Here is a 23717-nt window from a genome sequence, read left to right as displayed (position 1 = left end):
GGAGCGGGCGGCAGGTCGCTGGATCAGACTTCGTCGGGGCTGCGCAGGTTGGTTACCGCGATACGCTGTTCGCGACGCAGGTCCTTCTGGGCGGGCATCTCGGCACGGTAGATGCCTTGATCACCGACAACCCAGGAGAGCGGGCGACGCTCCTGGCCGATCGACTCCTGCAGCAGCATCAGGCCCTGCAGGAAGGCCTCGGGGCGCGGCGGGCAGCCAGGCACGTACACGTCCACGGGGAGGAACTTGTCGACCCCCTGAACGACCGAGTAGATGTCGTACATGCCACCGGAGTTGGCGCACGAACCCATGGAGATGACCCACTTCGGCTCGAGCATCTGCTCGTACAGGCGCTGGATGATCGGCGCCATCTTGATGAAGCAGGTACCGGCGACGACCATGAAGTCGGCCTGACGCGGCGACGCCCGGATGACTTCGGCGCCGAAGCGGGCGATGTCGTGGGGTGCCGTGAAGGCCGTGGTCATTTCCACGTAGCAGCAGGACAGGCCGAAGTTGTACGGCCAGAGGGAGTTCTTGCGACCCCAGTTGACCGCGCCACGCAGCACATCTTCGAGCTTGCCCATGAAGATGTTCTTGTGGACCTGGTCCTCTAGCAGCTGATCGGTGACGGTTTCCCGCTCACCGACCGGATACTGCTCGTTGGGTGCATCCGGATCGATTCTGGTGAGATTGTATTGCATGCCAAAGCCTCATTGTTTCAGCTTCGCTTGCCGCTTGCGGCGACCTTCGGGAGCCCAATCGAGCGCCCCGACGCGCCATAGGTAGACAAGACCAGCCAACAGAATTGCTATGAAAATGAGAGCTTCGACGAATCCGGTCCAGCCGCTTTCGCGGACGGACACAGACCATGCAAACAGGAAGAGGGCTTCGATATCGAAGATCACGAACAGCATCGCGACCAGATAGAATTTGGCGGACAGGCGCAGGCGGGCGCTGCCGACGGGCAGCATGCCGGATTCGAAGGGTTCGTTCTTGGCGCGACCCCAGGCCTTGCTACCGAGCAGGCTGGACAGGCCGAGCATGAAGGCGCACAGGCCGACGACACCCAGGAGGAAGATGGCAAAGCCCCAGTTGTGGGCGATGAGTCCTGCCGAATCGGACATGCTAGAAATCCTTATACAGAGACCCAGCTCTGCAGTCTGAAATAAAGTAGAGCGGCGACGTGGTGTCGCAGACGCAGTGACCAAATGTCGCAGCTGAATCAATCGCGCTGATTTTATGGGTAAACCCAGTGCAAGTAAAATTTCCGTTGCAAATTTATTCGTAGGATTAAGAACAAAAATCTTTCGTAAATGGCTGAAAGCCTTGAATTTCGGGCATTGCGTGCGGATTTGTTAATTATGTTTCTTGTGTTTCGTAACGACGCCGCAGCTGCGTAATGATAATTAATATCATTTAACTTGAGCTGTACTGTTTTAGCGCTTCTGAGCCTTGCAAAGTTCATCTGCTTGTCTGCCCACTTGCAAATGCGAAAAACTCTCGTTCTAGCAGCTTCCGGGGCTGCGTGTACCGCTGTGGATCAATACTTTATCGGTTGAGCTGCGCACGACCGACGCGCTGATGAGCCACTGTCCGAGCCAGTACGCCAGGATGATCAGGTACGGCGCCCAGGCGAAGGTGCTGACGAAGCGATCGATGCCGATCATCGCGTCGGAGAACACGAAAAGGCAGGCGCCGAGGGCGGCCAGTCCGCCGCAGGCCAGGGCGCGCCAGAGCATGCAGCCGATGGCCAGGGCATACAGGGCCACGGGCACCAGCAGCGGCCCGAGGCCGTGGCTGGCCAGCAGGGCGAACAGCGTTCCCCCCACCGCCAGCGAGAAGAGCAGGGCCGTCCGTGCAGTGCGCCGTGTCCTGCCCAGATAGCCGGCGAGGTAGCACAGGTGAGCGCAGAGGAAGGCCGAAAGGCCGAAAACGAACAGGTCAGCGGGCAGCACCAGGAAAATGTCACCCACTAGCGAGAAGCCCAGCCCTAGCATGATCCAGTGGCGGTAGGTCGTGCGCTCGGCGCTGCCGAGCCAGATCAGCAGTGCGAGGACGGGGATCGGCTTGCTCGCCAGCGCCAGCCACGGCATCTGGTTGGCCACTGCGCACAGGTAGAGGACGGCGCCAAGCAGCGCTGCGGATACCAGCCATGATGTGCGTGACATGATCAGTCCTTGAGCCTTCGGTGCGCCCAGTATAGTCAACGATGCCTGAAGTCCCCGGTGACTATATGCAGCTGAGCCCGCCGTCGATGACCAGATCCGCCCCGGTCATCCAGGAAGACTCGTCGCAAGCGAGCAGGATCGCCGCGCCGACCATGTCGGCAGGAATGCCGCAGCGCTGTAGAGGAATGTCTCTTTTTCGGTTTTGCCAGAGGTCCGGCGCGTCGCGCCATTGATCGGCGTTGCCCTGGGTGGCGGTCAGCCCCGGGGACAAGGTGTTGACCCGGATACCGTGGGCCGCCAGCTCCAGGGCGCAACTGCGCGTGAGCATCGACAGGCCCGCCTTGCTGGCCTGGTAGGCGGCCATGCGGCTCACTGCCCGGAAAGCGCTCACCGACGACAGGTTGATGATGCTGCCGCCATGGTTCTGGGCAATGCAGTCCCTGGCGAAGCGCTGAATGGCGAAGAACGGAAAGTGCAGGTTGACCGCCAGGGTTCGCTGATATTCCTGTTCGCTGAACTGCAGGAAGGGTGTGCGCGAGACGAACGCCGGGCCGTTCACCAGCACGTCGAGGCCGCCCAGTGTGTCCTGGGCATGATCGAACAAGGTATCGACATCCGCATCGGCCAGGTCGATGAGCGCCGACCCGGCGCGCCTGCCGGTGTCGCGAGCTGCCGCCACCAGCGCGTCGATCGCTCTGGCATCGGTGAATGCGGTGACGAAGATGTCAGCGCCCTCGGCAATGAATCCCTCGGCGATGGCCCGGCCAATGCCGTTCGACGCTCCGGTGATCAATACGCGCTTGCCTCTGAGTCTGTCCATGACTTCTGTTCTCCAGTGAAAAGTTGTTCAAGGGCTTGGAGTGCGCAGAAGAGCCTAGATGGTGCGCGGGTAACTTTCTCGCGGTGAGCGTCACAAGTTGTTTCTGATCTTTTTTCGAGTGGACTGGCTGATTGAAATCGGCTAGCTAATTAACCTTTGCGACTATTTGTGTCGCGATTTTTGCTCGTGCTTTGTTTGGTGCTTGACCTCTTGCGTCATGTGATGTTGCTATTGAAGTTCACTGTTTTTCAGGTGAGGGCAATAAGGTCTGTTCGTTCTAGTCTGGGTGTAAGAAGTGTCTCGTGTTGAATATTTTTGTTTAAACATGGCAGGGAAGGTTTTGTTTTTGGTTTTTCATGAGCGTATATGGAATCCGGGTTGGTAGCGGCCTCCGCATTCTCTTGCGCGAGGGTGGTGCATTGGTGGTGCGGCCAGGTTTCACCAGTGTCGCTACTGTCGCTGCACTCAATAAGGTCGAACCATTTGCGGCGAAATGCAGGTCACGGCATGCGTGCAAGATATATGACTCATCGAGGTGTCAAGCGAACGCGTAGTGTATGTCGCGGGCGAGTCTGTGACGTGGGGAGTTGCTCCGATAGAGAGCGGTGGCTTGTCTCGCGGGATCTACGTGATGATTCTCGCTCGCCAAATGATTGCCAGGCTAAAACATAAATCCCAAATCTTGGGGCGGCATAAGCGATTGGAACCTTCTGGTCTTTTCACCGGCAAAGGCATTTGCCCATCATAAGTCGCAGGGTGCGAGGTATGTCAGGACAACCACATCATTCGTTGATCAAAAAGCTCTACACCTCCCAGCCACGAGAGGCGCTGCTCGATCTCGACGCCTTGCATCGCATGGGCATTTCCAGTCAGCGCGCAGCCAGTTATGCCAGGAATGGTTGGTTGAATCGCATCGGTCACGGGCTCTATGCCTTTCCAGAAACCGAACCAAGCCTGGGTGCGGGATTTGCCTACCTGGCGCGGCAGATTGCCGGCTTGCATGTAGGAGGCGACAGTGTGTTGCGTGAGGCAAGCGGCGATCAGGCCCCGCTGTTGTTGTGGGGCGACGACAGGGCTTCGTTGCCTCGATGGTTCGTCGAACGTTATCCGGCGCGCTACAGGCATGCGCGGTTGTTCGACTGGAATGCCATGCCGACGCTGCACGCGGCGACCCTGGAACGACAGGCGGGGCTGCTCAGGTCGACGCCTGAGCGTGCGCTGCTGGAGATGCTCTACGAAGTCGGCTGTACTGACGGCCTGACTGCGGCCAGTACACGCTTTGGCGCCGTCAACGCAATCTGCCCCCTGGCCAGTGGACGCTTGCTTGAGCATTGCACCAGCGTGAAGGCTGTTCGCCTGTACTTGCGCCTTGCTCGCCGGGCGCAGCTGCTGGATGTCGACGAATTGCTCGGGCGCTGGCAAGTGCGTGTCGGCAGCGAGCAGCGCTGGGTCTCGCGGCTCAAGGATGGCACCACCCTAAGCCTGGGTCCCCATGGATAGCCCTGCCGATCACGGCTTCGCGCGCATGAGCTTTTTGACGGGATCTGCCTGAGGCCAAGCCGGTTTGCCACGGCTCCTCGGCGAAAGACGATGACAGATGCAACAAAAAACCCGAGGACGCGGTGCGCCCTCGGGTTTTCGTGCGGATCGGCTGCTCGATGGCCGATCAGTGGAACTGCTCTTCCTCGGTCGAACCGGTCAGCGCGGTCACCGACGAAGCACCGCCCTGGATCACGGTGGTCATGTCGTCGAAGTAGCCAGTGCCCACTTCCTGCTGGTGCGCGACGAAGGTGTAGCCTTTGCTGGCGTCGGCGAATTCCTGCTCCTGCAGCTTCACGTAGGCGGTCATGTCGTTGCGGGCGTAGTCGTGCGCCAGGTTGAACATGCCGTGCCACATGTTGTGGATGCCGGCCAGGGTGATGAACTGGTGCTTGTAGCCCATGGCCGACAGCTCGCGCTGGAACTTGGCGATGGTGGCGTCGTCCAGGTTCTTTTTCCAGTTGAAGGACGGCGAGCAGTTGTACGACAGGATCTGGTCCGGGTACTCCTTCTTGATCGCCTCGGCGAAGCGGCGGGCTTCTTCCAGGTCCGGCTTGGCGGTCTCGCACCAGATCAGGTCGGCGTATGGGGCGTAGGCCAGGCCGCGGGCGATGGCCTGGTCGAGGCCGGCGCGCACCTTGTAGAAGCCTTCACGGGTACGCTCGCCGATCACGAACGGCTGGTCGTACGGGTCGCAGTCGCTGGTCAGCAGGTCGGCGGCGTTGGCGTCGGTACGGGCCAGGATGATGGTCGGCACGCCCGAAACGTCGGCCGCGAGACGCGCTGCAACCAGCTTCTGCACGGCTTCCTGGGTTGGCACCAGCACTTTGCCGCCCATGTGGCCGCATTTCTTCACCGAGGCCAGCTGGTCTTCGAAGTGCACGCCGGCGGCGCCCGCTTCGATCATGTTCTTCATCAGCTCGTAGGCGTTCAACACACCGCCGAAACCAGCTTCGGCGTCAGCCACGATCGGTGCGAAGTAGTCGATGTAGCCGTCATCGCCCGGGTTCTTCCCGGCTTTCCACTGGATCTGGTCGGCGCGGCGGAAGGCGTTGTTGATGCGCTTGACCACGGTCGGTACCGAGTCGACCGGGTACAGCGACTGGTCGGGGTACATCGACTCGGCCGAGTTGTTGTCGGCGGCGACCTGCCAGCCGGACAGGTAGATGGCCTGGATGCCGGCTTTTACCTGCTGCACCGCCTGGCCGCCGGTCAGGGCGCCCATGCAGTTGACGAAATCTTTTTCCGGGCGGAAGGATGGGTGGGCACCTTCGGTGACCAGCTTCCACAGTTTTTCTGCGCCTTGGCGAGCAAAGGTGTGCTCCGGCTGCAGCGAGCCACGCAGGCGAACGACATCGGCGGCGGTGTAGGTACGGGTCACGCCTTTCCAGCGCGGGTTTTCGGCCCAGTCTTTCTCGAGGGCTGCAATTTGCTGTTCGCGTGTCAGTGCCATGGAAATAAACCTCGTCGCATCGATCTTGAGTGTAATTGTGCTGATGCTCGGATACGCGAATCAGAAGCCAGGCGGCTGTCCTGTCCGGGGGAGTGCGGCGGCGAACGCAGGAGGCTCGAAGGGGGAAGGGGGCAGGCCAGGCGAAGGTGTGCCCTGCAGGTCGGCTCGTGGTTGCCTTGCTGCGGTGCGACGCGATTGCCGGTACTGCGGTGATGCGCTTCCGTCCCTCGGGACAACTTCTTCGTTGCAGTCGCAATCCCGTCGAACCGCCTTGTGGGCCTTATGGACACGAGGTGCCTCCACGGTGGGAGGAGCGCACCTCGAAGACCCTTGCCAGGGCCTCTGATTAGCGGGAGCGAGGCCATCATGCCCTTGGCGAAAAGAGCCTGTCAAATGTTTTGTAGTGCTTTTTTTGGCTTACTACATCTTTGGTCTGATGCGACTTGGCGGTCAGTTTCAAGGCCTTTGGTCGAGGCCTTGATTTGCCTGGGTTCAGTCGAGAAGGTCGACTTTGACACGCAAAGTCATGTTTTCCCCACGCTGGGTGCTGTAACTGAGGCTTGACGCGCTGCGTTCGGACTGGCTCTGCTGATTGAAACCGGCCAGAGTGATCCACTCGCCGAGCTTGCCGGTGACGGTCGTGTCGGTGCTTTGCACTTTCACTACATCGGCGCGTTCCTCGCTCATTCGATCATTATTGGTGCTGATTTGCAGACGAACCGTGTCGCCGCTCAGGCGCGGCGTGACGTAGAAACCCTGGGTCACGTTACGGTATTCGGTGTCGCTCTGCAGGCGTCCGTAGCCGTCGGTGGAGGTGCTGGTGACAGGAATGCTCTGGCCGACCTGGATCAGCGCCGGCTGGCCTTCGCTGGCTTGGACCTGCTGCAGGCCGCCTTCGCGGTTGGCGGTGCCGTAGCGGATGATCCGCGCGTTGCCACGGTTGTCCTGGAAGTTGCTGTCGTTGTTGTCGACGCTGATCATCAGCCGCTTGGGCGCCGTGTCGAGCTGTTGCAGCAGCGTGCGCAGGTCATCGATGCGCTCGGGGCTGGCGTTGACGATCAGCTTGTCCTCGAAGCTGCTGACGCTGCCGTCCTTGCCGAGGAATGACTGCGCGGCGGGGAGCAATTCGGCGCTGCTGCGGTGTTGCAGGGGGATGACTTCGGTGGCGGCCTGAGCGGTGAGGCTGGTGACCAACAGCAGGGAAGCGAGAAGTGGGCGTAGCGGCATGTCCATGATCTCCGCGGGTGGAATGGACATGATGGCAAATTTGTCTGGATCTTGCCGGGTGTGGATCACGGCGGCGAGAAATAACCCGTGGTGGCTGCTGTAAGGCAAATTCCGTAACATCCCGATCCTCGCTTTCAGGCTTATTCCCTCGACGCTCTACAGCGGGGGAGCGGGCTTGCCCCGCGATAACGTCAGCAGGCTCATCATCAATGCCTGCCAGGGCGCCATCGCGGGGCAAGCCCGCTCCCGCGCAGATGTCTGCGCCGGGGTTGTTTACAGGACCTCCATGAAACCCGCACGTCTACGCGCCGATCTGCTCGCCGGCCTCACCACTTCGTTCGCCCTGGTGCCGGAGTGCATCGCTTTCGCCCTGGTGGCGCACCTGAACCCATTGATGGGGCTGTACGGCGCCTTCATCATCTGCACCCTGACCGCCTTGTTCGGTGGCCGCCCCGGCATGATCTCCGGCGCCGCCGGCTCCATGGCCGTGGTCATCGTTGCGCTGGTGGTGCAGCACGGTGCCCAGTACCTGCTGGCGACGGTGCTGCTCGGCGGAGTGGTGATGATCCTGTTCGGCGCGCTGCGCCTGGGCAAACTGGTACGCCTGGTGCCTTACCCGGTGATGCTCGGCTTCGTCAACGGCCTGGCCATCGTCATCGCCCTGGCCCAGCTGGAGCACTTCAAGGACGGTGAGCACTGGCTGAGCGGGACGCCCCTGTACCTGATGCTCGGCCTGGTGGCGCTGACCATGCTGGTGGTCTACGTCCTGCCGAAGCTGACCCGGGCCGTACCGCCGGCGTTGGTGGCGATCCTCGGCGTCGGCCTGCTGGTCTACCTGCTCGGCCTGCCGACCCGTACCCTCGGCGACATGGCGCACATCGCCGGTGGCCTGCCGACGCTGGCCCTGCCGGATATTCCGTGGAACCTCGAGACCCTGAAGATCATCGCTCCCTACGCGGTGCTGATGGCCATGGTCGGCCTGCTGGAAACCCTGCTGACCCTCAACCTCACCGACGAGATCATCGAGAGCCGCGGCTACCCGGACCGCGAGTGCGTGGCGCTGGGCGCGGCCAACATGGTCTCGGGCCTATGTGGCGGCATGGGCGGCTGCGCGATGATCGGCCAGACCGTGATCAACCTCAGCTCCAACGGCCGTGGGCGGCTGTCGGGGGTGGTGGCCGGGGTGATGATCCTGCTGTTCATCCTGTTCCTGTCGCCGCTGATCGAGCGCATTCCGTTGGCGGCGCTGGTGGGGGTGATGTTCGTGGTGGCGCAGCAGACTTTCGCCTGGGCGTCGCTGCGGGTGTTGCACAAGGTGCCGGTGAGCGACGTGCTGGCGATCGTCGCGGTGACCGTGGTCACGGTGTTCACCGACCTGGCGACGGCGGTGCTGTTCGGCATCGTCATCGCCGCGGTCAACTTCGCCTGGCAGCATGCGCGAGAGCTGTATGCCGACAGTCATGTGGATGGCGAGGGGAGCAAGCATTACCAGGTGCATGGCACGCTGTTCTTTGCCTCGACCACGCCGTTCCTCAACCAGTTCGATCCGGCCAGCGACCCGGCCAAGGTCACGCTGGACTGCCAGCACCTGAGCTTTGTCGATTATTCGGCGGTGGCTGCGTTGCAGACCTTGCGCGAGCGGTATGCCAAGGCCGGCAAGCAGTTGCGGGTGGTGCACCTGTCGGAGCGCTGCAAGAAGCTGCTCAAACGGGCGGGGGAGCAGCCCTGAATTGGTGCTGACGGGCACGATCGTTGTAGGAGCGGCCTTGTGTCGCGAAAGGGCTGCAAAACAGCCCCCAGACCCCAGCACCGCTGCTGAAATTGCCGGGGCTGCTGCGCAGCCCTTTAGCGACACAAGGCCGCTCCTACAGGGGGCGTGTGGCTATGACTCCCCGCGATTCTTCTTCACGACGATATCGGCAATGCTCGCCGGGGCCTCGGCGTAACGGGTGAATTCCATCGTGTAGCTGGCCCGGCCCTGGGTCATCGAGCGCATCGACGTGGCGTAGCCGAACATCTCGCCCAGCGGTACCTCGGCGCGGATCACCTTGCCGGCGGGCGTCTCGTCACCGTCCTGGATCATCCCCCGGCGGCGGCTCAGGTCGCCCATGATGTCGCCCTGGTATTCCTCGGGGGTCACCACCTCGACCTTCATCACCGGCTCCAGCAGCACTGCGCCACCTTTCTGCGACAGCTGCTTGGTGGCCATGGACGCGGCGATCTTGTAGGCCATCTCGTTGGAGTCGACGTCGTGGTACGAGCCGTCGTAGACCGCCGCCTTCAGGCTGATCAGTGGATAGCCGGCGAGCACGCCGTTCTTCATCTGCTCCTCGATGCCTTTCTGGATCGCCGGGATGTACTCCCGTGGCACCACGCCGCCGACGATCTCGTTGACGAACTCCAGGCCCTCCTTGCCTTCGTCGCCCGGGGCGAAGCGGATCCAGCAATGCCCGTACTGGCCACGGCCACCGGACTGGCGGACGAAGCGGCCTTCGATCTCGCAGGTGTTGCGGATCTTCTCGCGGTAGGCCACCTGCGGCTTGCCGATATTGGCCTCGACGTTGAACTCGCGGCGCATGCGGTCGACGATGATGTCCAGGTGCAGCTCGCCCATGCCGGAGATGATGGTCTGCGCGGTTTCTTCGTCGGTACGCACGCGGAATGACGGGTCTTCCTGGGCCAGCTTGCCCAGGGCGATGCCCATTTTTTCCTGGTCGGCCTTGGTCTTCGGCTCGACTGCCACGGAAATCACCGGGTCGGGGAAGTCCATGCGCTCGAGGATGATCGGCTTGTCCATGTCGCACAGGGTGTCGCCGGTGGTGACGTCCTTCATGCCGATCAGTGCGGCGATGTCGCCGGCGCACACGTCCTTGATTTCGGCGCGCTGGTTGGCGTGCATCTGCACCATGCGGCCGATGCGTTCCTTCTTGCCCTTGACCGAATTGAGCACGGCATTGCCGGAGCTGAGCACGCCGGAATACACCCGGGCGAAGGTCAGGGTGCCGACGAACGGGTCGGTGGCGATCTTGAAGGCCAGCGCCGAGAACGGCTCGTTGTCGTCGGCGTGGCGCTCCAGGTGTTTCTCTTCGTCGTCCGGGTCGGTGCCCCTGATCGCAGGGATTTCGGAAGGGGCCGGCAGATAGTCGATCACCGCGTCGAGCATCAGCGGCACCCCCTTGTTCTTGAACGATGAGCCAAGGATGGTCGGCACGATCTCGTTGGCGATGGTGCGCTGGCGCAGGGCGGCCTTGATTTCCTCGACGGTCAGTTCCTCGCCGTCGAGAAACTTCATGGTCAGCTCGTCGTTGGCCTCGGCGGCCGCCTCGATCATGTGCGCACGCCATTCGTCGGCCAGGGCCAGCAGTTCGGTCGGGATCTCTTCCTCACGGTAACTGGTGCCCTGGTCGGCTTCGTTCCAGTAGATGGCTTTCATCTTCACCAGGTCGATCTGGCCGATGAAGTTCTCCTCGCTGCCGATGGCCAGCTGGATCGGCACCGGGTGATGCCCCAGGCGCTTGTCGATCTGCTTCACCACCCGCAGGAAGTCAGCGCCCTGGCGGTCCATCTTGTTGATGTAGGCCAGGCGCGGCACATGGTACTTGTTGGCCTGGCGCCACACGGTTTCGGACTGCGGCTCGACGCCGTCGGCGCCGCTGAACACCACCACCGCGCCATCGAGCACGCGCAGCGAGCGCTCAACCTCGATGGTGAAGTCGACGTGGCCGGGGGTGTCGATGATGTTGAAGCGGTACTTGTGCTCGAACTGCTTGGTCGAGCCTTGCCAGAAGGCCGTGGTGGCCGCCGAGGTAATGGTGATGCCGCGCTCCTGCTCCTGGGCCATCCAGTCCATGGTCGCGGCGCCGTCGTGGACCTCGCCCATCTTGTGGTTGACCCCCGTGTAGAACAGGATCCGCTCGGTGGTGGTGGTCTTGCCGGCGTCCACGTGGGCGACGATACCGATATTGCGGTACAGCTCGATGGGGGTCGTGCGGGCCATGGTCGGATCACCTGTGGGTGAGGATTCTCCCACGGTAGCAGAGCGGGAGAATCCTGCCGGGGCGACCGTCAGTCGGCGAGCACCTGCAGTTGCCACTGGCCATCGGTTTCGCGGGCCAGGCCGCTGGCGGGCAGCAGCGCGAGCAGACGCTCGTGCAGCGTGGCCTCGGTGAACGACTTGAGGGTGGTCATGTCCAGCGTGCCGACGGTGATCAGCTCGGCCTTGGTGTAGGACAGCCAGGCCTTCTTCAGTGCCATCAACACATCGCTGCCGGCGGTGCTGGCGAAGCGCCGATGCACGGTACGGCCTTCCAGCTCGAAGCTGTGGCGGTGGCTGTAGCCGCTCTCGTCGCCATTGCCCTCGGCGCAGCGGTGGCAGCGGCAGGGTCCCTCGCCGAAGGCGTTGCGCAGGTAGCTGTTGAAGTCCACGACGGGCTTGAGGGTCAGGCGTTTGTCGACCTCGAACAGGTCGGCGATCAGGGGTTGTTCGGCGCTCACTCGGTGTCCTCTCGTGGTGTGGCGTGCATCGGCGGGCACCCTAACAGATCGAGGCAGGGGAGGCCATGTCCGATGGTGGGCGTGGGCGCGGGCTTGCCCCGCGATCAGGCCGGTAGAGACAACCGGGAACGCCTGCCGTACTCTACGCGCCAGCTATCCAACCCTTCGAAACCGAGGTAACCCCGCTTGAGCACCAAGTACCCCTACACCGCCACCGTGACCGTCAGCGCCGAAGACCGTGGGGGTGATACCGAGGCCTCGGAAAACCCCAGCATGCGTGTCGGCCTCGAGGCGGTGACCGAAACCCTGAAGAAGGTGCATTTCGTCGGTACGCTCGGGGCACCGGAAAAAGGCGCCACGCACATCTGTGTCACCTTGGAGAACGGTCTGAGCTACTACGGCCCGATCGTCAACGGCCACGCCGAACTCGAAGGCGGTTGGATCGCCTTCGAATGCGACATGCCCACCCCGGAAGAACTGGGCCTGTAACCCTCAGTTCAGTTCCATGAGGCACTGCTCGAGAATATCCAGACCTTCCTCGAGCACCTCAGGCTCGATGGTCAGCGGTGCCAGCAGGCGGATGATATGCCGCGCCTTGCCGCTGGGCATCAGCAGCAAGCCTCTGCTGCGCGCCGCCTCCAGCACCTTGGCCAGTTGCGCCTGTGCCGGGCTGCCGTCCGGGTTGACCAATTCCAGCCCGCGCATGGCCCCGGTGCCGGTCAGGCGGCCAAGCGCGGCGCACCCTCCCGACGCTTTCCAGCGCGCATGGCGCGCCACGATGGCCTGCTCCTGACGCTCGCCCCAGGTGGCGATATTGGCGTCGGTCATCTGCCCCAGGCTCGCCAGCGCCGCCGCGCAGGCGATCGGATTGCCCGAATAGGTCCCACCCAGTCCGCCCTTGGGCAACACGCCCATGATCGCCTGCCGCCCGACCACCGCCCCCAGCGGCATGCCGCCGGCAATGCTCTTGGCCAGCAGCAGCAGGTCCGGCTCGATGCCCAGCCGGGGAAAGGCGAAGCGCTGGCCGGTACGGCCAAAACCGGACTGGATCTCGTCGATGATGATCAGGATCCCGTGTGCGTCGCAGAACTGCCGCAGGGCCTGGGCAAAGGCCGGGTCGAGCGCCAGGAAGCCGCCTTCGCCTTGCACCGGCTCGAAGATGAACGCCGCCACGTCCTCCACTGCCAGTTCCACGCTGAACAGCCGTTCCATGGCCGTGAACGCCTGTTCGCAGGTCACCCCGGTGTCCGGGCTGGGGTAGGGCAGATGATAGACCGGACCGGGTAGTTCGCCCACGCGCTGCTTGTACGGGGCGACCTTGCCATTGAGGTTGAGGGTGGCCAGAGTGCGACCGTGGAAGCCGCCGTCAAAGGCGATGATGGCGCGCTTGCCGGTGGCGCCGCGGGCGACCTTGAGGGCGTTTTCCGCCGCCTCCGCGCCGCTGTTGGTGAGCATGCCCGCCAGCGGGTAGTTGACCGGGACGAACTGGCGCAGGCGTTCCATCAATTCCAGGTAAGGGCCATGGGGCGCGGCGTTGAAGGCGTAGTGGGTCAGAAGCGTGGCCTGCCGCTGGATCGCCTCGACCACCGCCGGGTTGCAGTGGCCCAGGTTGAGCACGCCGATGCCGCCGACGAAGTCGATGTAACGTTTGCCGGATGTATCCCAGACTTCGGCGTTACGCCCATGGGAAAGCGTGATCGGGTGAACGATGGCGATGGACTGACTGATACTTTCCTGATTCATGTGCACGCGGCCTGCTGTTCGAAATAAGCGGTATCCAAGCGTGTCGGGAGTGCATTGCGCAAACGAATTATTGGATTACGGTCATTCCCATAATTCGCAATGTCATCGGCATATGCGCCTCCCAAATCCTCAGGCATCGTTACCATGGGAGCGGCGCTGCGCCGATGCGACTTGCCCGCGAAGAGGTGCAGGCAGCATCAATCCCCCACGGCCACCCGCTCGCCAATCCACTGCACGAACGCCCGTACCTTCGGCACCTCGGCGGCATGCTCGGCGTGGGCCATGAAATGTCGGCCATTGCTTGGCACGGGGTGATCCCAGGCCACCACCAACTTGCCCTCGGCCAGTTCCTCGGCGACCAGGTAGCGCGGGATCAGGGCAATGCCGCAGCCGGCGATGGCGGCGCGAATGCACAGGTAGAACGTGTCGAAACGCGGCCCGTGGTAGCTGTTCTGGCTGTGCAGCCCCTGGCTCAGGAACCATTCATGCCAGGCCTCCGGACGTGAGGCGCACTGCAGCAGGCGGTGCTCGGCCAGGGCCGCGGCGCTGGAAAAGCGCTGCCGAGCCAGCAGTGCCGGGGCACAGACTGGCACCACTTGCTCGCTGAACAGTTCGATGCAGGTTGCCCCCGGCCAGGTGCCCTGGCCGAAGAAGAAGGCGATGTCGGCCTTGGCCTGCACCAGGTCGAAGGGCTCGAGCTCATTGCGAATGTCCAGGTGGATGCGCGGGTGGCGATCGCCGAAACCCTTGAGCCTGGGCACCAGCCAGCGGGCGCCGAAGGTCGGCTGGGTGGCGATGCGCAGCACTTCGGTCTCGTCGCCGTAGCTGAGGATGTAGCGGCTGGACATGTCGATCTGGGTGAGGATCTTGTTCACCTCGGTGAGGTACAGCGCCCCGGCCGGGGTCAGGTGCAGGCGTCGGCGGATGCGCTGGAACAGCGGGTGCGCCAGCATGTCCTCGAGCTGCGCCACTTGCTTGCTGACCGCGCTCTGGGTCAGGTGCAGCTCCTGGGCCGCACGGGTGAAACTCAGGTGCCGGGCGGCCGCCTCGAAGCATTGCAGGGCAGTGGTAGAGGGCATCAGGCGTTTGGACATGGTGAGGCGCTACCCAGCGAAAATGGAAGGAGTTCATTCTTTTTGGGAATGATATGCGTCGAAAAGGTCGTTTGTTGACCTGCCCCCATAGATTAATACTGGCCTGGATCAACGATGACAACTGCAGTTTCGAAAAGGAGGGAAAGTCCCGTCAGCGGCGTTTTAAAACAACAAGAAAGAGCAACTCAGAACTACCGAATCCTGCTTCAACCTTCAGTCGTCCTTGCGGCGGCCGACCCATTCGAGGGTTCCCCATGGCTTCGCCAGACAACAAGAAACAGCGTTCCCTGCAACACGGCCTGACCTCGCGCCAGGTGTCCATGATCTCCATCGCCGGCATCATCGGTGCCGGGCTGTTCATCGGCTCTTCCAATGCCATCGCCACCGCCGGCCCGGCGATTCTCATCTCCTACGCCATGACCGGCCTGCTGGTACTGCTGGTGATGCGCATGCTCGGCGAGATGGCCATCGCCAATCCCAACAGCGGCTCGTTCTCGACCTACGCCAGCGAGGCCATCGGCCCCTGGGCGGGCTTCACCATCGGCTGGCTGTACTGGTGGTTCTGGGTGCTGATCATCCCAGTCGAGGCCATTGCCGGCGCGGATATCCTCCATGCCTACTTCCCGGATGTGCCGTCCTGGTTGTTCGCCTTCCTGATCATGATCGTGCTGTCGGGCACCAACCTGGTCAGCGTGAAGAACTTCGGCGCCTTCGAATACTGGTTCGCCCTGGTGAAAGTGGTCGCCATCATCGCTTTCATCGTGGTCTGCAGCCTGGCGGTGTTCGGCTTCTGGCCGCTGGCGCAGGTCTCCGGCGTCAGTCGCCTGTGGGACAACGGCGGCTTCATGCCCAACGGTTTCGGCACGGTGCTCGGTGGGGTGCTGATCACCATCTTCTCGTTCTTTGGCGCGGAGATCGTCACCATCGCCGCCGACGAGACCGCCAACCCGAAAGACAAGATCCGCCGCGCCACCAACCTGGTGGTGTACCGCATCGCCATCTTCTACCTGGCGTCGATCTTCCTGGTGGTGTCGCTGGTGGCCTGGAACGACCCGGGGCTCAAGGCGGTCGGCTCGTTCCAGCGGGTGCTGGAAGTGCTCAACGTGCCCGGCGCCAAGCTGCTGGTCGATATCGTGGTGCTGGTGGCCGTGACCAGCTGCATGAACTCGGGCCTGTACACCGCCTCGCGCATGCTCTACTCGCTGAGTGCCCGGGGGCAGGCGCTGCGCATGACCAAGCGTATCTCCGGGGCGGGCGTGCCGACCGTGGCGGTCATCCTCTCGACCCTGGCGGGCTTTGCCGGCTGCTTCGTCAACTATGTGTTTCCCGGCAAGGTATTCGGTTTCCTGCTGTCCACCACCGGCGCCATCGCCTTGCTGGTGTACCTGGTGATCGCCGTGTCGCAACTGCGCATGCGCGCCCGCGCCGAGCGAGAAGGGCGTACGCCGGAGCTGAAGATGTGGTTGTTCCCGTGGCTGACCTGGCTGGTGATCGGCACCATCGTCATGGTGCTGGGCTATATGTTGTTCAGTGATGCGTACCGCTACGAGACGCTGATGACCGCGGGCGTGACCCTGTTCATCCTGCTGGTGTCGCTGACCCAGCGGCGCAAGCGAGCGGGCGCGTTGCAAGCGGCCTGATCCGGCACCGGGGCCGCATGGCGGCCCCTTCGGACCGGCTCATTGGCGGCGGCAGAGCAGGGCGCTACCATCGGACCCTTCCAACAAGCCAAGGATGCATATGACCGAGCACGCGCTTTCCCTGCAACAACTCGCCGCCCCCGAAGGCACCTGCTACGGCTGCGGCGTTTCCCACCCCACGGGTCTGCACCTGGAGAGCCGCTGGGACGTCGACGGTATCCACCTGCTGTGCCGTCATTCCCCTGACCAGGCCTTCATCGGCTGGCCCGGGCTGGTCTACGGCGGCCTGCTGGCGATGCTGGTCGACTGCCATTCCAACTGGACGGCCATGGCCTATCACTACCGCGCCGAAGGCCGCGAACCGGGCAGCCTGCCGCGCATCGACTGCGTGACTGGCCAGCTCGGCCTGACCTACCTCAAGCCCACGCCGATGGGTGTCGAGTTGCTGCTCAAGGCACGGGTCGAGGGTGACGTCGGGCGCAAGAGCCGGGTGATCTGCGAGGTCTGGGCCGGGGATGTGCTGACCGTCAGCGCCGACTCGGTATTCGTGCGGGTCGATACCGAGAAGCTCAAGCGCCAGGCCCATCAGCAGGGCTAGCCCCTGGCCAAGCGTGCGCGCAGGTCTGGCCGCGCGCTTGCAGCGAGTCTTCGCTGTACAACGGCGAGCCTGGCTGACTGTTGAAAAAACTGATGGGTCGCTTGTGAAAAGTCCTCTATGTCCGCCCGGTCGCCGGGAATAGTCTGAGCCCGCTTTTCCAACAGTCTGTCTTCGAGATTCTCGATCTCCGAAGTCTTGGCAAGACTCCGCGCTACCGGTATTGCCGGTTTGCGACGAGCATTTCAGACAATTCCCGCACGATGGTGCCGATGCCGGTGGTGATCGACGTTCGCCGGACACCGGCTTGCGCGTGCACCGAAGGAGCTTTTCCATGCCTGTTCTTTTCAACCGCAAGACGCTGCCGCTTGCAGGCCTGTTCGTGATGCTGGGGGCGTGTTCCAGCGTGGTGGTGCCCACCGAACAGATCGAACTCACGCGTAATGCCGTCAACCGCGCGGTCACGGCCGATGCGACCCAATACGCACCGGTGGAGATGCGTGAAGCCCAGGACAAGCTGAGCGCCATGGACCGCGCACTGGGTGAGAAACAGTACGAGCAGGCCCGTCTGCTGGCGCGGGAGGCCGAGGCCGATGCCCGTCTCGCCGAAATCAAGGCGCGGGCTCACAGGACGCTGGATCAACTCGACAGCGCGGAAAAAGGCATCGAAGTGCTCAAGCATGAAATGCTCGGCGCGCCAGATGCCATCCCGACCCACCCTGCTCAGTAAGGAACCGAACATGTCGAAACGCTATCTGCTGCCTGCCCTGTCCGGTCTTACCCTGACGCTTGTCGGATGCGCCGCCACGCCGGAAAACCCGCAGTTGCTGGAAGCCAGGCAGGCCTACGCGGCCTTGCAGGGCAAGCCGGAGTCGCACCGTATGGCAGCCCTGGAAACCCGGCAGGCGCAAGCCGCGCTGGACAAAGCCGAGCAGGCCTCGCTGGGCAACCGCAAGTCGCCCGAAGTCGGGCAACTTGCCTACCTGGCCCACCGGAGCATCGAGGCTGCCGAGCAGACCATCGTCCTGCGCCAGGCCGAGGCCGGCATGCGGGGTATCGAGGCGCGTCGCACCCAGGCTCGGCTCGATGTGCGCACGGCTCAGCTCAATGCGCTCAAAGCGCTCAAGGGGCAACCGTCCGAGCGCGGCACCGTGGTGACCTTCGGCGACGTACTGTTCGATACCGGACGGGCCGAGCTGCGTGCTGGCAACCATGCTGATATCCAGCGGCTTGCCCAGTTCCTGCTGGATAATCCTGAGCGCAAGGTGCGTATCGAAGGGTTCACCGACGCCACCGGTGGCGAGTCCTTGAACCAACGCCTGTCCGAACAGCGCGCGGCGGCGGTGGCCAATGCCTTGCACCGTCAGGGGGTAGCCCCGGAACGGATCGTCAGCGTCGGTTATGGCAAGGCATATCCGGTGGCGAGCAACGCGCACGCTCAGTCGCGCCAGCTCAACCGCCGGGTGGAGGTGGTCGTCTCCCATGACGCGCGACCGGTGGCGACGCGTCACTGAGTCCGGCAGGCGATCCGATGCAGATCGGATCGCCTTTTCATTTGCAGCACCGCGTCGGGACTGGCATTGTCGGGTGTGATCCGGCTACCCGACAGGATGTTGCCATGCCCTACCAGATCCGTCCGGCCTGCGACGCAGACTGTGCGGCCTTGAGCCTCGTCGGCCAGGCCACCTTCGCCTTGGCCAGTCCGCCCGACAGCGCCCCCGCCGCCCAGCGGCACTACATCGCCCACCATCTCCAGCCCGAGCACTTCCAGGCGCATTTGCGCCACCCGCACAAGCGTCTGCTGGTGGTCGAGCAGAGCGGCCAGGTGGTGGGCTACAGCATGCTCGACCTGGCGCCTGGCGAACTGGGCATCGCCGCTGCCGACCACCTGGTGGAAATCTCCCGATGCTATGTACTGCCTTGCGCCCACGGCCAGGGCGCTGCGCAGCAGCTGCTCGAGGCGACTCTGGCCCACACCCAAGGCCCTGTTCGCCTGACCGTCAACGAACGCAATGCCAGGGCCATTCGCTTCTACGGGCGCAATGGCTTCGGCAAGGTGGGGGAGGCGATTTTTCCGTGTGGCGATGAACGGCACATAGACTGGGTGATGGTCAGGTCGCCTTCAGGCCTTTAAATTGAGCAACCCAACCTCTCCAGGGCGCGAACATGACCGATCTTTCCGCATTCCCCATCACCCGCAAATGGCCGGCGCAGCATCCCGAGCGCCTGCAGCTCTATTCGCTGGCCACGCCCAACGGTGTCAAGGTCTCGATCATGCTCGAGGAGATCGGCCTGCCGTACGAGGTACACAAGGTCAGCTTCGATAGCGACGACCAGCTGAGCCCCGAGTTCATCTCGCTGAGCGCCAACAACAAGATCCCGGCGATCCTCGACCCTGATGGTCCGGGCGGGCTGCCGCTGCCGCTGTTCGAGTCGGGCGCGATCCTGCAGTACCTGGCAGAGAAGAGCGGCCAGTTGCTCAGCCTGGACCCGGCCCAGCGTTACCAGACGCTGCAGTGGCTGATGTTGCAGATGGGCGGCATCGGGCCGATGTTCGGCCAGGTGGGGTTCTTCCATTTCTTCGCCGGCAAGGACTACGAGGACAAGCGCCCGCGGGACCGTTACGTCAACGAGTCCAAGCGCCTGCTGGGCGTGCTCGACCGGCACCTGCAAGGGCGACAGTGGATGGTCGATGAGTACAGCATTGCCGATATCGCCATCTTCCCCTGGGTGCGCAACCTGGTGGAGCGTTACAACGCACGGGAGCTGGTGGAGTTCGACCGGTTCGGCGAGGTGCGGCGGGTATTGGCGACGTTCCTCGAGCGTCCGGCGGTGCAGCGTGGGCTGAAGATTCCCGGTTGACGATGGACGAGGCCTCCGTGGGAGCTGGTTCTCCCGCTCTCACGGAGGTCTTGTTCCTGGCGCGGGTCAGAACACCTGGTTCAGCAGCCAGTACAAGCTTCCCGCGAGCAGCATCGCCGCCGGCAACGTCAGCACCCAGGCCATCAGCAGATTGACCAGCGTGCGCCGCTGGAGCCCTGATCCATTGGCCACCATGGTCCCGGCCACGCCCGAGCTCAGCACGTGGGTGGTCGATACCGGCAAACCGAACATGTCCGCCGCGCCGATGGTGCACATCGCCACCACCTCGGCCGAGGCGCCCTGGGCGTAGCTCAGGTGGGTCTTGCCGATCTTCTCGCCCACCGTCACCACGATGCGCCGCCAGCCGACCATGGTGCCCAGGCCCAGGGCAATGGCCACCGCCACCTTGACCCATAGCGGGATGTAGCGAGTGGCATCGTCCAGCTGGCGCTTGAACAATTGCACATGGCTTGCGGTGTCGGCGTCGAAGCTGGCCAGCTGGTGCTTGTCGATCAGGCGGATGGCTTCGCTGGTCAGGTACATGTCGTTGCGCACGTTGGCCATGGCTTCGGCCGGTACGCGGTTGAGCGAGCCATAGCCTTTGACTTCCTCGCCGATCATGCCCGCCAGCGCGGCCAGCGCCGGGACCAGCTCGGGGCCGGCCTTGGGTTCGGTGATGAACGTGGTCAGCACCTGGCGCGGGTCGGCCGGTGGCGTGGCCGGCGCCGAGCGCACCAGCGCCTGACGGGTCACCTCGGCGACCGCCGAAAATTGCAGGGCCTGCTCGCTGGGCATGGTCTTGTTCAGCGCGTAGGCCATCGGCAGGGTACCGACCAGGATCAGCATGATCAGCCCCATGCCTTTCTGGCCATCGTTGGAGCCGTGGGCGAACGACACGCCGGTGCAGGTGAGGATCAGCACGCCGCGGATCCACCAGGGCGGTGGCGTCTGGCCCTCCGGCGCCTGGTACAACTCGCGGCGCTTGACCAGCGCCCGCAGGGCGAGCAGCAACAGGGCGGCGCAGGCAAAACCGATCAGTGGCGAGAACAGCAGGGCGTAGCCGACCTTGCTGGCCTGGGTCCAGTCCACGCCGCTGGTGCCGTCGCGCCCGTGCATCAGCGCGTTGGCCACGCCCACGCCGATGATCGAACCAATCAGGGTGTGCGAGGACGACGCCGGCAGCCCCAGCCACCAGGTACCGAGGTTCCAGATGATCGCCGCCAGCAGCAGGGCGAAGACCATGGCGAATCCGGCGGACGAGCCGACCTGCAGGATCAGTTCCACCGGCAGCAGGGCGATGATGCCGAAGGCCACCGCGCCGCTGGAGAGCAGCACCCCGAGGAAATTGCACAGCCCCGACCACACCACGGCCACCGATGCCGGCAGCGAGTGGGTGTAGATCACCGTGGCCACGGCGTTGGCGGTGTCGTGGAAACCATTGACGAACTCGAAGCCCAGGGCGATGAGCAGCGCCAGGCCCAGCAGCAGGAAGGGGGTGATGGTGGTGACCACGGTGCCGCTGGCGCTGACGTCCTGCTTGAGGCTCCAGAAGGTGTAGGCAAGGCCTGCCAGCAGCAGGCCGAAGAACAGCGTGAGGGTGGCGCGGCCAGGTTTGTGGGCAAGCTGCGGGCGCGGATTGCGCGCGGCCAGGTCGGTCTGGCTGGCCAGGGACGGGGTTGCCATGAGGGCTCCGGTTGGCGTCGGGCGATGATGCCGAGGGCTTTGAGCATAGAAACAATTCGTTACTGGTGCGTGACCTCGGTCAATGAAGGCCCTAGGCTTGCTGGTGAACGATGTCGCAGGAGTGTCTGATGATTCGCTGCAAACGCGTCTACGAAGCGGTTGGCGCCGAGGATGGCCAGCGTGTGCTGGTCGATCGCCTGTGGCCGCGCAACAAGCGCAAGGAGGACCTGCACGGTCAGTGGCTGCGCGAGGCCGCGCCCTCCGACGCGTTGCGCAAGGCGTTTCATGCCGGCGACGTGGATTTCTCCGGCTTCACCCGGCGTTACCGGCAGGAGCTGGCCGACCACCCCGAGCACTGGTATCCCTTGTTGGACCTGGCCAGCAAGGGCGACCTGACGTTGCTGTACGCCGGCAAGGATACCGAGCACAACAACGCCCAGGTGCTTGCCCAGTGGCTGGAAGACGAACTGGAACGCCGTGGCCCGGCAAGTTCGCCGGTGTGCTATGCCCCTTGAACTGATCCCCGCCACCGACCAGCACCTGACCTTCGCCCGCGACCTCACCCGCCGCGCGATGCTGCCGTACTACCGTGAATTCGACCTGCTGTGGATCGAAGAGGCGTTCGATGAAGCCTGGGGCTGGCGCGAGCAATGGCTGGTGGTCGAGGACGAGCAGGTGCTGGGCTTCTGCAGCCTCAGCCAGGACCGCCAGGCGCTGTTCATCCGTGAGTTGCACCTGCTGCCCGAGCATCGAGGCCGCGGCGTGGGTGGCTGGGTGCTGGAGCAGCTCGCCGGCTGGGCGGCGCAGCGAGGCTTGCCGTCGCTGCGGTTGATGGTGTTCAGCAGCAATCCGGCGCGGCGCCTGTACCAGCGCCGGGGATTCGTCGAGATGGGAATGGACGAGTGTTTCGTGCGGATGCAGCGATCGGTGGCTTGATGCTGTGGGAGCGGGCTTGTCTGCGGCGCTATTGATTACGCACCCGCACCCTCTTTGCGTCGGCCTGCGTCGCTTCCAGCACCTGCCCCTGCACCGGCAACAGATCGCCGATCAGCAGGTTCTGCAGCAAGGCCTTGCCATCGAAGGTATTGCCGCCCAGTTCGACCTCCCGCATGCCTTCGACCCGCACCACGGCCTTGCCCACCTGGCCCAGGCGATTGCCGCTGATCAGCAGCGGCCCCGGCTGGGGTGCGGCGTTGCGCAGGCTGATGGCGTACTCCGGGGTATTGCCGATGCGGTTACCCACCAGTGCCAGGGCGGCGACTTCGCTGGCGTCCACCGCGCTGCCCTGGCTGCTGGCCAGCAGGTTGTCGTCGATCAGCAGCGGGGCCGTAGAGGTGGGCATCAGGTTGCGCAGCTGGATGCCATTGCCACGGCTGTCGCCGATCCGGTTGCCGGCCAGCAGCACGGCGCCGCGCTGGTCGCTGATCTCGATGGCGGCCTTGGCCGCGCCAAGGATCAGGTTGTCTTCGATCAGGGCGCGGGTCTGGCCACGCAGGCGCACGCCGCTGTTGTTGTCGATGCCGCGCAGCTGGTTGCCCTGCACGCGCAACTGGCTGTCGCGGACGTCGATCGCGTACTGCTGCGAGCGCTCGAATTGACTGCCGGTGATGGTCGCCTGGCTGTGCTGCAGTTCCACCGCGCTGGACAGCTCGCTGAACCGGCTGGCTTCGATCAGCAGCGTGGCCGGGCGCGTGGTGGCGGCTTGCTGGGTGCTGAGCGCCGTGCTCAGGCCACGGGAAAGATTGGCGTTGTAGCCCAGCCGCTTGAGCGTTGAGCCGATCACCTGGGTGTGGCTGCCGGCCCAGGCCACCACGAACGGGCGCCAGGCGCGGTCGGTGTTGCCGGCCTTGTCGCCGGCCATGCTCTGGAGCGATGACTGGTTCAGCCCCAGCCAGCCCTGGTTGATCAGCGCCGTGCCGGAGAAGCTGTACAGGTAGAGGCTGGTGCCTTCGAGCACCAGCCCGGCGTCCGCGCCGATCATCAACGGATAGCTGAGCAGGTAACCGTCCTTGTAGCGTTTGAGGATACGCGGATCGCGCAGGGCGTCATGCAATTGCGCCAGGGTGATGCTGCCACCGCGCAGCACCACAGCCTGCGGGTGGTGCGCCTGGTAGCCGGCGATGGCGCGGAACAGACCGTTGTTGACGAAGGGTTCGAACGGCCAACTGCCGGCCTGGGACGAGAACATCGTCTGCAGGCTGACGCTGGCGCGACCCGGCGGTGGCGGGCGGCGGGCCTGCTCGAAGGCCACGGCCTGGCGTGCGTGCTGGCGCAACTGGGTCAGCTGCTGCTGGTGTTGCGCCAGGGGCAGGGTATCCACCGTGGGGGCGGCGTGGACGGCGCCCGCCAGCAATAGCGCGGCCAGGCTGGTGAAAGAGAAGCGGCTGAACGGGGCCATG

General features: G+C 63.8%; 23 protein-coding genes. 11 read left to right on the top strand and 12 right to left on the bottom strand.

Annotated features, from left to right (window positions below):
• Positions 1-23: 23 nt before the first annotated feature.
• The 4 genes from N7422_RS21280 to N7422_RS21265 form a co-directional block, all read right to left on the bottom strand.
• Positions 24-701 carry an NADH-quinone oxidoreductase subunit B gene (locus N7422_RS21280; RefSeq protein WP_023381221.1) on the bottom strand — a complete coding sequence of 226 codons (678 nt, stop codon included), beginning with the start codon at positions 699-701 and terminating at the stop codon, positions 24-26.
• A 9-nt stretch (positions 702-710) separates the two neighbouring features.
• Complete coding sequence (locus tag N7422_RS21275) at positions 711-1124, bottom strand: NADH-quinone oxidoreductase subunit A (protein ID WP_279808381.1); 414 nt, start codon at positions 1122-1124, stop codon at positions 711-713.
• Positions 1125-1505: 381 nt separating this feature from the next.
• The gene (locus N7422_RS21270) at positions 1506-2168 is read right to left on the bottom strand and encodes a lysoplasmalogenase (protein ID WP_279808380.1); all 663 of its coding nucleotides are present in this window, start codon (positions 2166-2168) and stop codon (positions 1506-1508) included.
• 61 nt (positions 2169-2229) lie between these two features.
• Positions 2230-2988 (bottom strand): SDR family NAD(P)-dependent oxidoreductase, encoded by a 759-nt coding sequence (locus tag N7422_RS21265; protein WP_279808379.1) that lies wholly within the window; start codon positions 2986-2988, stop codon positions 2230-2232.
• Positions 2989-3753: 765 nt separating this feature from the next.
• Between N7422_RS21265 and N7422_RS21260 the strand changes: the two genes are divergently transcribed.
• Positions 3754-4488, top strand: a complete 735-nt coding sequence (locus tag N7422_RS21260) for a type IV toxin-antitoxin system AbiEi family antitoxin domain-containing protein (protein WP_279808378.1) — start codon at positions 3754-3756, stop codon at positions 4486-4488.
• Between the two features lie 166 nt (positions 4489-4654).
• Here N7422_RS21260 and aceA read toward each other — a convergent pair whose 3' ends face one another.
• Entirely contained in the window at positions 4655-5980 is a 1326-nt protein-coding gene (gene aceA / locus N7422_RS21255) for an isocitrate lyase (protein WP_050706488.1), read from the bottom strand.
• A gap of 492 nt (positions 5981-6472) precedes the next feature.
• Positions 6473-7237, bottom strand: a complete 765-nt coding sequence (locus N7422_RS21250) for a secretin N-terminal domain-containing protein (protein WP_279808377.1) — start codon at positions 7235-7237, stop codon at positions 6473-6475.
• Positions 7238-7493: 256 nt separating this feature from the next.
• Between N7422_RS21250 and N7422_RS21245 the strand changes: the two genes are divergently transcribed.
• Positions 7494-8936: a SulP family inorganic anion transporter gene (locus tag N7422_RS21245; RefSeq protein WP_279808376.1), complete on the top strand. Its 1443-nt coding sequence runs from the start codon at positions 7494-7496 to the stop codon at positions 8934-8936.
• A gap of 153 nt (positions 8937-9089) precedes the next feature.
• Here the strand turns inward: N7422_RS21245 and fusA are convergent, their stop codons facing one another.
• Together fusA and N7422_RS21235 are read right to left on the bottom strand one after the other, a co-directional pair.
• On the bottom strand, positions 9090-11204 hold the full coding sequence (gene fusA / locus N7422_RS21240; RefSeq protein WP_279808375.1) for an elongation factor G: 2115 nt from the start codon (positions 11202-11204) through the stop codon (positions 9090-9092).
• A gap of 68 nt (positions 11205-11272) precedes the next feature.
• Positions 11273-11701 carry a hypothetical protein gene (locus N7422_RS21235; protein WP_279808374.1) on the bottom strand — a complete coding sequence of 143 codons (429 nt, stop codon included), beginning with the start codon at positions 11699-11701 and terminating at the stop codon, positions 11273-11275.
• Positions 11702-11887: 186 nt separating this feature from the next.
• On the opposite strand from N7422_RS21235, the gene N7422_RS21230 reads away from it, so the two are divergent.
• Complete coding sequence (locus N7422_RS21230) at positions 11888-12190, top strand: hypothetical protein (RefSeq protein WP_186661839.1); 303 nt, start codon at positions 11888-11890, stop codon at positions 12188-12190.
• A 3-nt stretch (positions 12191-12193) separates the two neighbouring features.
• Here N7422_RS21230 and N7422_RS21225 read toward each other — a convergent pair whose 3' ends face one another.
• Together N7422_RS21225 and gcvA are read right to left on the bottom strand one after the other, a co-directional pair.
• A complete protein-coding gene (locus tag N7422_RS21225; protein WP_279808373.1) occupies positions 12194-13444 on the bottom strand; it encodes an aspartate aminotransferase family protein in 1251 nt (416 codons plus the stop codon).
• A gap of 197 nt (positions 13445-13641) precedes the next feature.
• Complete coding sequence (gcvA, locus tag N7422_RS21220) at positions 13642-14538, bottom strand: transcriptional regulator GcvA (protein WP_279808372.1); 897 nt, start codon at positions 14536-14538, stop codon at positions 13642-13644.
• Positions 14539-14792: 254 nt separating this feature from the next.
• On the opposite strand from gcvA, the gene N7422_RS21215 reads away from it, so the two are divergent.
• From N7422_RS21215 to N7422_RS21190, 6 genes are all read left to right on the top strand, one after another.
• Complete coding sequence (locus N7422_RS21215) at positions 14793-16178, top strand: amino acid permease (protein ID WP_279808371.1); 1386 nt, start codon at positions 14793-14795, stop codon at positions 16176-16178.
• A gap of 100 nt (positions 16179-16278) precedes the next feature.
• Positions 16279-16776, top strand: coding sequence for a PaaI family thioesterase (locus N7422_RS21210; RefSeq protein ID WP_279808370.1), 498 nt, complete (start codon positions 16279-16281; stop codon positions 16774-16776).
• Positions 16777-17107: 331 nt separating this feature from the next.
• Entirely contained in the window at positions 17108-17503 is a 396-nt protein-coding gene (locus tag N7422_RS21205; RefSeq protein WP_279808369.1) for a DUF4398 domain-containing protein, read from the top strand.
• A gap of 10 nt (positions 17504-17513) precedes the next feature.
• Positions 17514-18287 (top strand): OmpA family protein, encoded by a 774-nt coding sequence (locus N7422_RS21200; RefSeq protein ID WP_279808368.1) that lies wholly within the window; start codon positions 17514-17516, stop codon positions 18285-18287.
• 104 nt (positions 18288-18391) lie between these two features.
• On the top strand, positions 18392-18907 hold the full coding sequence (locus tag N7422_RS21195) for an N-acetyltransferase (protein ID WP_279808367.1): 516 nt from the start codon (positions 18392-18394) through the stop codon (positions 18905-18907).
• Between the two features lie 32 nt (positions 18908-18939).
• Positions 18940-19635, top strand: coding sequence for a glutathione S-transferase N-terminal domain-containing protein (locus N7422_RS21190; RefSeq protein ID WP_279808366.1), 696 nt, complete (start codon positions 18940-18942; stop codon positions 19633-19635).
• A 66-nt stretch (positions 19636-19701) separates the two neighbouring features.
• Here the strand turns inward: N7422_RS21190 and N7422_RS21185 are convergent, their stop codons facing one another.
• A complete protein-coding gene (locus N7422_RS21185) occupies positions 19702-21318 on the bottom strand; it encodes an inorganic phosphate transporter (RefSeq protein ID WP_279808365.1) in 1617 nt (538 codons plus the stop codon).
• Positions 21319-21446: 128 nt separating this feature from the next.
• Between N7422_RS21185 and N7422_RS21180 the strand changes: the two genes are divergently transcribed.
• Together N7422_RS21180 and N7422_RS21175 are read left to right on the top strand one after the other, a co-directional pair.
• Positions 21447-21833 carry a DUF488 family protein gene (locus N7422_RS21180; protein WP_279808364.1) on the top strand — a complete coding sequence of 129 codons (387 nt, stop codon included), beginning with the start codon at positions 21447-21449 and terminating at the stop codon, positions 21831-21833.
• The gene (locus N7422_RS21175; RefSeq protein ID WP_279808363.1) at positions 21823-22254 is read left to right on the top strand and encodes a GNAT family N-acetyltransferase; all 432 of its coding nucleotides are present in this window, start codon (positions 21823-21825) and stop codon (positions 22252-22254) included. The genes N7422_RS21180 and N7422_RS21175 overlap by 11 nt, the downstream gene beginning before the upstream one ends.
• 28 nt (positions 22255-22282) lie before the next feature.
• Here N7422_RS21175 and N7422_RS21170 read toward each other — a convergent pair whose 3' ends face one another.
• Positions 22283-23716, bottom strand: coding sequence for a right-handed parallel beta-helix repeat-containing protein (locus tag N7422_RS21170; RefSeq protein WP_279808362.1), 1434 nt, complete (start codon positions 23714-23716; stop codon positions 22283-22285).
• Position 23717 lies beyond the last annotated feature (1 nt).

This window comes from Pseudomonas sp. GD04091 (genome assembly GCF_029836165.1).
Classification (GTDB): domain Bacteria; phylum Pseudomonadota; class Gammaproteobacteria; order Pseudomonadales; family Pseudomonadaceae; genus Aquipseudomonas.
This window is presented reverse-complemented; position numbering and strand designations above follow the sequence as displayed.